Source organism: Actinopolyspora biskrensis (assembly GCF_013408175.1).
Taxonomy (GTDB): domain Bacteria; phylum Actinomycetota; class Actinomycetes; order Mycobacteriales; family Pseudonocardiaceae; genus Actinopolyspora; species Actinopolyspora biskrensis.
Window position 1 is genome coordinate 482,489 of the sequence record NZ_JACBYW010000005.1, and the last position, 10,576, is coordinate 493,064.

The 10,576-nt window shown below is 69.2% G+C and carries 6 protein-coding genes; 3 read left to right on the forward strand and 3 right to left on the reverse strand.

What is annotated here, in order from left to right; translation table 11 throughout:
- Positions 1-87: 87 nt before the first annotated feature.
- Positions 88-972, reverse strand: a complete 885-nt coding sequence (gene panB, locus FHR84_RS15600) for a 3-methyl-2-oxobutanoate hydroxymethyltransferase (RefSeq protein ID WP_179536276.1) — start codon at positions 970-972, stop codon at positions 88-90.
- Between the two features lie 192 nt (positions 973-1,164).
- Between panB and FHR84_RS15605 the strand changes: the two genes are divergently transcribed.
- Entirely contained in the window at positions 1,165-1,998 is an 834-nt protein-coding gene (locus FHR84_RS15605) for an arylamine N-acetyltransferase family protein (protein WP_179536230.1), read from the forward strand.
- A gap of 98 nt (positions 1,999-2,096) precedes the next feature.
- Here the strand turns inward: FHR84_RS15605 and FHR84_RS15610 are convergent, their stop codons facing one another.
- Together FHR84_RS15610 and FHR84_RS15615 are read right to left on the reverse strand one after the other, a co-directional pair.
- Positions 2,097-2,717 carry a hypothetical protein gene (locus FHR84_RS15610; protein ID WP_179536231.1) on the reverse strand — a complete coding sequence of 207 codons (621 nt, stop codon included), beginning with the start codon at positions 2,715-2,717 and terminating at the stop codon, positions 2,097-2,099.
- Positions 2,718-2,828: 111 nt separating this feature from the next.
- Complete coding sequence (locus FHR84_RS15615; RefSeq protein WP_179536232.1) at positions 2,829-4,604, reverse strand: NAD+ synthase; 1,776 nt, start codon at positions 4,602-4,604, stop codon at positions 2,829-2,831.
- A gap of 297 nt (positions 4,605-4,901) precedes the next feature.
- Between FHR84_RS15615 and glnA the strand changes: the two genes are divergently transcribed.
- A complete protein-coding gene (gene glnA, locus FHR84_RS15620; protein WP_179536233.1) occupies positions 4,902-6,245 on the forward strand; it encodes a type I glutamate--ammonia ligase in 1,344 nt (447 codons plus the stop codon).
- 50 nt (positions 6,246-6,295) lie between these two features.
- Positions 6,296-10,117 carry an FkbM family methyltransferase gene (locus FHR84_RS15625; RefSeq protein ID WP_179536234.1) on the forward strand — a complete coding sequence of 1,274 codons (3,822 nt, stop codon included), beginning with the start codon at positions 6,296-6,298 and terminating at the stop codon, positions 10,115-10,117.
- The last annotated feature ends 459 nt before the right edge of the window (positions 10,118-10,576 follow it).

The following is a 10,576-nucleotide window of genomic DNA, read 5'->3' on the forward strand; positions in this document are numbered from 1 at the left end:
TCCGCTCCCGTGAGCCCGTGGACGAGCTCCGGACGCCCGGAAGCGAGGTGCCGGGTTCCGGCAGCGAGCCGGAACCCGGCACACCGCTCAGTCGAAGCTGTGCTCGGGAGCGGGGAACTTGCCGTCGCGCACCTCCGTGGCGAAGCTGTCCGCAGCTCGGGCCAGGATGTCGCCCAGCTCGGCGTAGCGCTTGACGAAGCGCGCCGTGTGACCGGTGTTGAGCCCGGCCATATCGGTCCAGACCAGCACCTGCCCGTCGCAGTCCGGGCCGGCGCCGATCCCGACGGTGGGGATGGCGAGTTCCGCGGTCACCCGTTTCGCCGCCGCCGCGGAAACCATCTCGAGCACCACCGCGAAGGCCCCCGCGTCCTGCAACGCCCGGGCGTCGGCGAGCAGTTCCTCGGCGCGGTCCCCGCGGGCCTGTACCCGGTACCCTCCCAAGCCGTGCTCGCTCTGCGGAGTGAACCCGATGTGGCCCATCACGGGGATTCCGGCGGCCACCAGTGCGTCCACGTGTGCCGCGTAGCGAGCGCCGCCCTCCAGCTTGACGGCGTGCGCACCCGCCTTCATGAACCGGACGGCGGTGTGCACGGCCTCCTCGGGGGAGGCCTGGTACGACCCGAACGGCAGGTCGACCACGACGAGCGCGTGCTCGACCGCTCCGACCACGGCACGCACCAGCGGGAGCATCTCCTCCACCGTGATCGGCAGCGAGGACTCGTAGCCGTACACGTTGTTCGCGGCCGAATCGCCGACCAGCAGCACCGGTATCCCGGCCTGGTCGAATATGCGTGCCGTGTACGTGTCGTAGGAGGTCAGCATCGGCCACGGTTCGCCGCGCTGCTTGTACTCCCTCAGATGGTGGGTTCGTACCCTGCGACGCTGCGGCGTCGAACCGTAGGGTGCCCCGGTTTCGGCAGCGCTGGAGCCGTTCGGCGTGCCCCGCGTGCCCTCGTTCTCGGTTCCGGACATGTTCATCCTCTTCCTCGCGGCCCGTCCAAGCGGGTCCACGGGCTTCGTCGCGGATGTCTGCACCCCAAGACTGGCACCGGGACGAGCAGAACTCGACACTTTCCGGCCTACGTCACAGGGAATCCGCGCGGGAGTCCCGCCGTCCCGGCTTCGGTTGACTTCGAGCGCGCTGGAAGTGGGAGCTTGTCCGACATGACCAAGCTCGAAGAGCGACAGCACGCGGCGACCGACGAGTGGAAGACCGATTCCGTCGACGTCGTGAAATACCTGGAACGAATCGGGGTCCCGTGGATGTCCCCGTCGGTGGAGGCCCTGCACAGGCTCCACCGCGCCCACGTCGGCACGATCCCCTTCGAGAACATCGACGTGGTTCTCGAAGCACATCCCGGGCTGGGGCTGAACACCGTCGAGTCGAAGTTGGTCGGCAGCAGCAGGGGAGGGTACTGCTACGAGCACGCGCTGCTGTTCGCCGCCGTTCTCGAACGACTCGGTTTCACGGTGTCCAGGCACATGGCCCGGGTTCAGCCCGATCACCCCGGTCCGTACAGCCACATGATGCTGGTGGTCTCGGTCGAAGGGGGCGACTACCTGGCCGACGTGGGATTCGGCGCCGGGGTGCTGGATCCGATCCCCCTGCGTGACGGTGCGGTGGTCGACCAGGCCGGTTGGCCGCACCGGGTCCGCTGGGACGGTTCCGGCTGGATACTGGAAAAGCACACCCGGGAGGGCTGGGAGGCGTTGCACGCCTTCGACAGGACTCCGTCGCGACCGGTGGACTACGAGGTGGCGCACCACTACACGGCCACCCACCCGGACTCGCCGTTCGTCGGAAAACCGGTGGTCATGCGCATAGAACAGGGCAGGATACGCAAACTGGTCGGCACGGAGCTCATCGTCGAGTCCCCGGAGGGCGAGCTCGCGCGGGAGACGGTTTCCGGTGCTCGGCTGGGCGAGGTGCTGCGCGAGCTCGGCGTCGAGCTCACGGAGGAGGAGCTGCGGTCGGTGCGCACCAGGACCGGGATGTGACGGCGAACGCGTGCGGAGCACGCGCGGATCGCGCGCGGCCGTGCGCGCGGGGCGGCCTCCTTCACGGGGGCACCGACCTCACGAGCGTGCCGGGGCGCTCAGATCAGGTGGGTCTTGCCGGCTTCGCGGATGCCACCGTGGACCCGCGGGTGGAAGCGCCGAACCGCTTCGTCCAGCAGCGGCGCCGCGTTCTTGTCCGCTCCGACCGGGAGCCGGTACCCACCACGCACCTTCTCCCGCTCCCAGAGATGCTCCATCTCCGGGTGGCGCGGCCGGAAGTCCCCGTCGGCGGGGAACAGGTCGATCCGGACCACGGCCGCGGGGCGTCCGAAGCTGCGAGTGACCCACTTCCGGGAGATCTCGACGGTCGCCAGCTCCTCCCAGCGGACCGCGAACGGCTTCCCGCGCGGATCGTGCCAGCGAACACCGGACGGTTCGAGGAAGAGCTGCTGGGGGCGGGAGAACACCGGCCAGAAGAGGAGGACGAGCAGCGCCGCGCCGAGCAGGACACCGCCGAACAGGACGGTGAGCACGCGCGCTCCCGTACCACCGCCCACGCCGCCCCGGAACGCTCCGATCAGCAGGAGCACCCCGAACGGGCCGAGAACCACTCCACCGACCAGGACGTTGCGCCGGAGTCTTCTGCCCACGTCGTAGACGACCGGTTGCGCGGTGTTCGGGTTCGGCGGGCCCGCCTGCGGGGGCTGTGGGAGCGTCACGGGCGGCGACCGTAGCGCATCCGCGCCGGTTCCATCAGGCGTTCGGGCTGAACACTCGGACCGAGCGGGCGACTCCGTCCGGAACCCGGTGAGGGGAGAGGAGGGCTCCGGTCAGGGACGCGCCTCGTGCCAACGGTTGGTCACCGGGAGCCTGCGGTCCCTGCCGAAGGCCTTCAGGGTGATCTTGGTGCCCGGCGGGTACTGCCTGCGCTTGTGCTCCGCCCGGTCCACCATCCGCAGCACCCGTTCGACGAGCCGGGAGTCGAAACCCTGTCCGATGAGTTCCGCGTAGCTTCGATCGCTCTCCACGTAGCCGTCGAGGATCTCGTCGAGTACCTCGTACGGCGGCAGCGAGTCGGTGTCCACCTGGCCGGGGCGCAGTTCTGCCGAGGGAGCCTTCGTGATCGAACCCTCCGGGATGGGCGGGGTCTTCCCGCGCTTCTCCGCCTCGTCGTTGCGCCAGCGGGCCAAGCGCCACACCAGGGTCTTGGGCACGTCCTTGATCGGGGCGAAGCCTCCGACGGCGTCGCCGTAGAGGGTCGAGTAGCCCACCGCGAGCTCGGTCTTGTTCCCCGGGGCCAGCACCAGCCGTCCGTGCTGGTTGGACAACGCCATCAGGGTCATGCCCCTGCAACGTGCCTGTATGTTCTCCTCGGCCAGCCCGGACAGCCCCAGCTGATCGACGAAGACCCGCACCATGTCCTCGATCGCGTGGGTCTCGAAGTGGCAGCCGAGTCGTTCCGCCAGTTCGGCGGCGTCGGACCGGGAGTGCTCCGAGGAGTAGTGCGAAGGCAGCGACACCCCGTACAGCGCCTCCGGACCCAGCGCGTCGACGGCCAGGGCCGCGCACACCGAGGAGTCGATCCCTCCCGAGAACCCGAAGGTCACCGCCTCGAAGTCGTTCTTGCGTACGTAGTCCCGCAGCCCGGTGACCAGAGCCCACCAGATCTCGGCCTCCTCCGACAGCGGCTCGGCGACCGGGCCGTCCTGCTGCAGCGGTTCGTACTCCGGCACCGGATCGGGGGACAGGGTGAGCCGCTCCACGTGGAAGGCGGGCAGCGCCTTCGGCCGGAAGTGCAGCGGTACCTCCTGCTCCACGGGCTCCGGAGCGACCTCGGTCGAGGTGTGGCCACCCGCGGCCAGGTCCAGATCGTGCAGCAGCAGGCACTCGGAGAAACGCGGAGCACGCGCCAGGATCTCGCCGTGGTTCGTCGCGATCATCGAATCGCCGTCGAAGACGAGCTCGTCCTGCGCACCGACGAGATTGACATAGGCCATCGGAGCGTCCGCCTCGGCCGCCCGGCGTACCACGAGAGAGGTGCGTTCCTCGTTCTTGGAGCGCTGGTAGGGGGAACCGTTGACGCAGACCACGGCGTCCACCCCGACCCTGCCGAGCGCCGCGATCGGACCGCCGTTCTGCCAGATGTCCTCGCAGATGACCACCCCGATGTCCAGCCCGTGCATCCGCACGATCGGCAGGTCGTACCCGGGGGCGAAGTAGCGCGCCTCGTCGAAGACGCCGTAGTTGGGCAGGTGGTGCTTGTGGTAGGTGTCGACCACCTCGCCGCCGTACAGCAGCGAAGCCGCGTTGCGGATCCCCTCGTCCTCGTGGTCCAGGTGTCCCACGATCACGAGCGAGTCGCCGCACCCCTCGTCCCGGAGCCGTTCCGCCAGCGACTCGATCCCGGCACGGTTGGCCGCGGCGAACGACTTCCGCAGCGCCAGGTCCTCCACGGGATATCCGGCCAGCGCCATCTCGGGAAACGCCACGACGTGGGCCCCCTGTCCGACGGCCTCCTTGGTGCGTTCCACGATCATCGAGCTGTTACCGGTGATGTCGCCGACGCGGGCGTTTACCTGAGCCAGGGCGATGCGCAACTGCGGCATGGTCCCATCTTCGCGCGGCCCGGCCGTGCGCGTTCGCCGGGGAGGCTCGTGTCGGCGTGTCGGCGAGGAGCGCCGGGTTCGGCACGGATCCGGGGCAGTGCCCCACCCGGTGTGGGCGGGTCCCGCGACGAGACCCCGGCTGAGGTTCCCGACGACCCGCCGAGCAAACCGACCCGCGCGACCTCCGAGGGCGAACGAGCGTTCCCGAGCGGTTCGGAAGGCCGGGCACGCTGCCGTAGCGCACCCGTAACGGAGCGGGTGCGGCACGCGTGCGGGACGAGGACTTAGGCTGCGGGTATGGACCGTCAGCAGGAGTTCGTGCTCCGCACTCTGGAAGAACGCGACATCCGCTTCGTGCGGCTGTGGTTCACCGATGTCCTGGGCATCCTGAAATCGGTGGCCATCTCACCCGCCGAACTCGAGGGTGCCTTCGCGGAGGGAATCGGTTTCGACGGCTCGGCCATTGAAGGATTCTCACGCATCTACGAGTCGGACATGGTCGCCAAACCCGATCCGACAACCTTCCAAGTGCTGCCCTGGGAGACCGCCGACGGGCAGCACTACTCCGCGCGGATGTACTGCGACATCACCATGCCGGACGGTTCGCCCTGCTGGGCCGACCCGCGGCACGTCCTGCGCCGGACCCTCTCCAGAGCGACGGAGGCGGGGTTCACCTGCTACGTGCACCCCGAGATCGAGTTCTTCCTCCTCAAGGACCTCCCCACCGACGGGAGCGAACCCACCCCCGCCGACTCCGGGGGGTATTTCGACCAGGCCAGTCACGACACCGCCCCGCACTTCCGGCGCAACGCCATCGAAGCGCTGGAGGCGATGGGAATATCCGTGGAGTTCAGCCACCACGAGGGAGCGCCGGGGCAGCAGGAGATCGACCTGCGCTACGCCGACGCGCTCACCATGGCCGACAACGTGATGACCTTCAGGTACGTGGTCAAGGAGGTCGCGCTTCCCCAGAACGTGCGGGCCTCGTTCATGCCCAAACCGTTCAGCACCCAGCCGGGTTCCGGGATGCACACCCACGTGAGCCTGTTCGAAGGTGACCAGAACGCCTTCTACCACCCGGAGAACCCCTACGAGCTCTCGGACACCGGACGTGCGTTCGTGGCGGGCCTGCTGTACCACGCCCGTGAGATCAGCGCGGTGACCAACCAGTGGGTGAACTCCTACAAGCGACTCGTCGTCGGCGGTGAGGCCCCCACCGCGGTCTGCTGGGGACACGCCAATCGGTCAGCACTGGTGCGGGTCCCGATGTATTCCCCCGGGAAGTCCTCCTCCCGCCGGGTCGAAGTGCGCAATCTGGACTCGGCCTGCAACCCGTACCTGGCCTACGCCGCGATCCTCGCGGCCGGGCTGCGCGGGGTGGAACGCGGCTACGAGCTCCCACCGGCGGCGGAGGACGACGTCTGGTCCCTGACCGAGAGCGAGCGCAAGGCGGCGGGGTACCCGAACCTGCCGCAGAACCTCAACGAGGCACTGTCCGAGATGGAGAACTCCGAACTGATGGCGGAGACGCTCGGGGAGCACGTCTTCGACTTCTTCCTGCGCAACAAGCGCGACGAGTGGAACTCCTACCGCAGTCACGTGACACCGTACGAGCTGCGCACGCTGATGCCGATGCTGTGAACCGATCGGGGCGTGTGGGCACGTGAGCGTCGACGGTAAGTTCAGGACTCGTGAGTGATCCCCTGGACCATGCCGAATCGACCCGATGGCCGTCCTCCGGTCCGGAGGGAACCGATTCGCCGGATGAACTCGTCGACGAACCGGCGTGGCCCGTGGAACTCCCCGAGGAGTCCGAGCAGCAAGTGATCGGACGGGAGCAGGAGTCCACGGGCCCCACGCCGCACGGCTGCACGATCGCGCGGCACGGACAACTCGCGGGAGCGCGTGTGCTGCGTGACTCGTTCCTGCGCAACCATCCGGACGGGCGCTTCACGATCCTGCTGCTGGACTTCGGGGAGGAACTCGACGAAGCGCTGCGCGCCGAAGTGCGCACCCCCGCCGACATCGGCATCGACGACGCCGAGTTCGCACGACTGGCCATGGCGTGCGGGGAGGAATCACTCAACGCGGTGGTACTTCCCCGGCTGCTGGCGTACCTGCTGCGCTCCGAACCGCTCCTGCTCTACCTCTCCCCCGTCGTTCAGGTGTTCGGTCCGTTCGGCGACTCGCTCGCCGCGCTGGGCAGGGCGGAACCGCTCGGACTGGCTCCCAGGGTGTTGCGTCCGCTACCGGCGGACGGCTTGCGGCCCGGTCCGAAGGACCTGGCCAGGGCGGGTTCCTTCGACACGAATCTGCTCGCCGTGCACAGCGGGGCCGAGGAGGTCCTCGAGGAGTGGGCCGCTCAGGCGCGTGCCGATCCGAGCTCCGCGGAGGGGCTGCTCGAGGGACTGCCCGCCATGGTCGACCACCGGGTGTTGCGGGATCCGGGGATCGGGGTCTCCGTGTTCAACGCGAGTCAGCGGAGACTCGAGGCGGCGTACGGGCACCACACCGTGGACGGCGAACCGCTGCGCAGCGTCCACTTCGAGGGCTTCGAAGCGCAACGTCCCTGGCTCCTCTCGGCGGAGTACGCGGACCGTCCGCGTGTGCTGCTGTCGGACTTCACCGAACTGGCCGGGTTGTGCGCGGGGTACCGCAACGCTCTCGTGTCCGGGGGACTGCCCGCCGAACGGGCGCATCCCTTCGAGCACCTGCCCGACGGAACCCTGGTCACCCCGAGCATGCGCGCCGCGTACAGCGCGCGGTGGCTGAGCGGGGAACAGGGCGGTGGGGACCCGCTTCCCAGCCCGTTCGAACGGGAGAGCTCCGGGAAGGATCCGCTGGCCGAGTTCCTCGAGTGGGCGGCGGAACCGGAGGACGAGCGACAGCGGGCCGCGGGGTGCTCGCGATGGGCGATCGCCGTGTGGCGGGACGACCCGCAGCTGCGGCGGGACTACCCCGAGCCGCTCGGGAAGGACGCCGCGGCCTTCGGGGAGTGGTGCGCCGGGGTCGGCGTCGCCAGCGGCAGGATCCCCCCGCGGTCGGTGCGCGGACACGGCCCCGAACGGTCCGACATGACGGACCAGTTCGGAGTGGCCGTCATCGGGTCGGGACTACTGGCGGAACTGGTGCGGCTGGCCGTGCGTTCCTCCGGCGTACCGAGCTCGGACGAGCCGCAGTACCCCGTCGTGCTCCGCTGCGACCCCGCGGTCCCGGTTCCGGCAGGGCACCACCTCATCGACGTGCGACCGGACGGCGGAGCCGATCCGGTGGACGCGGGAGCGGCCGGCGGGGAACCGGCCGAGGTGTGGGCTCTCTCCCAGGCGGGCAGACACGCGGCGCGGCACGCGGGAGTGCAGGCTCGGGTGCTGGCGCTTCCCTTCCCCGAAAGCGAGCCCCCCGGGGAAGAGGAGCGCAAGGAGGCGCGCGCCGGTCTCGGGGTGTCCGAGGAGTTCGTGTTCGTCGCCTTCGCCGATCACGCCGACGAGTACCGCGCCAATGTGCTCGGTCTGGTGACGGCTTTCGGAGCGACCTTCGGGAAACGCACGGACGTACGCCTGTTCGTGGCGGTCAGCGGTGCCGCCGAGCACCCGGAGGCGGCCGAGCGGCTGAGACTGGCCACGGCCACCGATCCCCGCATCGTTCTCCGGGAGGAGCGGGACGCCGCGGAACTCGGCATCGCGATCGCCGACTGCGTCGTTTCACTGCACCGCGCGGAAAGCGGGGTCGGCGGCGATCGGTACTCGCTGCGGCTGCTGGACGCGGTGGCCCGTGGAACACCCGTGATCACGGTGGAGCACGGTTCGGTCGCGGAACTGCTCGGCTCCTCCGGGGCCGTGCTCGTGCGCTGCCAGGGCAGCGGTGACCCCGATCCGGAGGCCGCCGCGGCAGCGCTGACCGAGGCCGTCGAGGACCCGGAGGCAACGGCCCGCTCCGGAGCAGCCGCTCGTGAGTTCCTGTCCCGGCACCACGCCGCGGGCAGGGCCGGGGAGCAGCTGCGCGAGCGGGTGGAGGCCGCCTACCGCAACTGGCGGGCCAAGTGGTCCCGGGACCAGCAGGATCCCGAGGAGGACCCGTTGCGTCCGCTGCTGGTGGCGCGGCACGCACTGCACCGCCCTCCCGAAGTGGGGATGGGCGGCCGGAACGCGGTCACCCCCGCGCTGCGCAAGGCCGTGCTCAAGGCACTCGGCCACTATGACGAGCACATCCGCGACATCATCCGCTCCCTGCTCGACGGCGTGGAGAAGACGGCCGCGGAGCTGCTGCGCCGTCAGGAAGGACGGGTGGACGACCTCGACGTCAACGCCGTGCGCGCGGAGCTGACCCAGCTCTTCCAGCGTCAGGAGCAGTTGGGGTCCCGGGTGGCCGGGGCGGACGACGGAGCCGTGCAGGCCCGTTCCGATCTGGCCGAGCACGATCGCAGGCTGCGCGCCCTCGAGGAGCGGGGGCAGGTCGCGAGCGAGAACCAGCTCTCCGAACTGGCCGAACGCGTCGACAGCCTCACCGGCGCCGTGGAACGGACCCTGGACCGGGTGGACCGGCTGGAACAGCGGGTCGAGAACTCGGAGAGGCAGCAGCAGGAACAGCTGGATTCGGGGCTGCGCCGAACGGCCCTCGACGTCGACAACGCCCTGCGCGGGACGGACGCGCTACGGCGGATCGTGTTGCGCGAGCACGAGCGCAACGGAGGAACCGATCACGTTCCCGGTACTCCCGTGGTGTGCGAGGCGGGGCTGCTGAGGCTGCCCGCGGAGGACACGGCCATGCTTCCCTGGCTGTCCTCCCACCACCGGTGGGACACCGAGGTTTCGGCGTTGATCGACTCGTTGTTGGAGCCGGGTGGTGTTTTCCTCGACATCGGTGCCTACGTCGGCTACCAAACCGTGCGTGTCCTGGGAAGGCTGAACCACACCGGTCGAGTGATCGCGGTCGAGCCCGACCCGGCGGCACGCCAGCTGCTGGAGCACAACGCCGAGGTCAACGTGGCCGAGCGTGTGCGCGAGCGGCTGACGGTGCTGGGGGAGGCGGCGTGGGACTCCGACCGGGAGCTGGTCGGGGAACCGGTGGACACCGGGGGTGTACAGGTTCGGGATCCCGTGGAATCCCCGCAGCGATCCGGTCAGGACGCCCGGTCCCAGGAGGTCTCGCTGCGCGGGGTGCGCCTGGAGCGCGAGCTGGACAGCACGCACGGGGTCGGGGAGCGGAACCTCTCGGTGATCCACGTGGATGTGGGGGGCGGGTTGTACCGGGCCCTCGCCGGACTCGGTGAGTTGTTGCGTGGTCATCGCCCCTCGGTGGTCTGTTCGTTCACCCCGTCGGCCGTCGAGTCGCTCGGTGACGATCCGGAGGCCGTGCTGCGGGCGTTCGCCGAATGGGAGTACGAGATCGTGCTGGTCGGCAGGAACGACCCCGTGTCCGCCGAGCAGTTGATGCAGGCGATGGGGGCCTCGGAGACGAGCACGGTGAAGCTGTGGTTGAGGCCCCGCGCGGAAGCCGCGGGCGACGAGGAGTGATCAGTGGAGCGGCTCGGCGGTGTGCTGTCCGGGGAGTTTGGATTCCGGACCCCCGGTTCGCGGGGCTCCGGCGCGGTGTGTAGACTGTGTGATGAACAGAGACCGAACGGGTCTTGAACGGACCGAGACGAGCGGTTGACGCCGCGAACCGGATCGGGTAAGTTTGTTAAAGCTCAGGGTGGTTTGGCCGCCTGGGTGTTTGATAAGTTCATTCTGGTGCCTTTCTGGTGCTGCTGTGTGGTGGCGTGGTTGTGCGTTGCTGTGTGGTGGTGCTGGGCGGTGCCCCCGGGTGTGGGGGTGCTGTGGTGGGGTGCTAGGGTGGATGTGCATTGGCTGCGGGGTCCGCACGGTTTTGTGTGGGTTTTGTGGTTGGTGTGCCTGCCGGTTGGTGGGTGTGTTCTTTGAGAATTCAACAGTGCCTTGACGCGTGTGTGGCTCTTGTTTTTTGTTTTTTTGTGT

Excerpts from the sequence above, each read along its gene's own strand:
- panB (WP_179536276.1), bottom strand. The coding sequence starts at position 972 with ATGTCCGGAACCGAGAACGAGGGCACGCGGGGCACGCCGAACGGCTCC.
- FHR84_RS15605 (WP_179536230.1), top strand. The coding sequence starts at position 1,165 with ATGACCAAGCTCGAAGAGCGACAGCACGCGGCGACCGACGAGTGGAAG.
- glnA (WP_179536233.1), top strand. The coding sequence starts at position 4,902 with ATGGACCGTCAGCAGGAGTTCGTGCTCCGCACTCTGGAAGAACGCGAC.
- FHR84_RS15615 (WP_179536232.1), bottom strand. The coding sequence starts at position 4,604 with ATGCCGCAGTTGCGCATCGCCCTGGCTCAGGTAAACGCCCGCGTCGGC.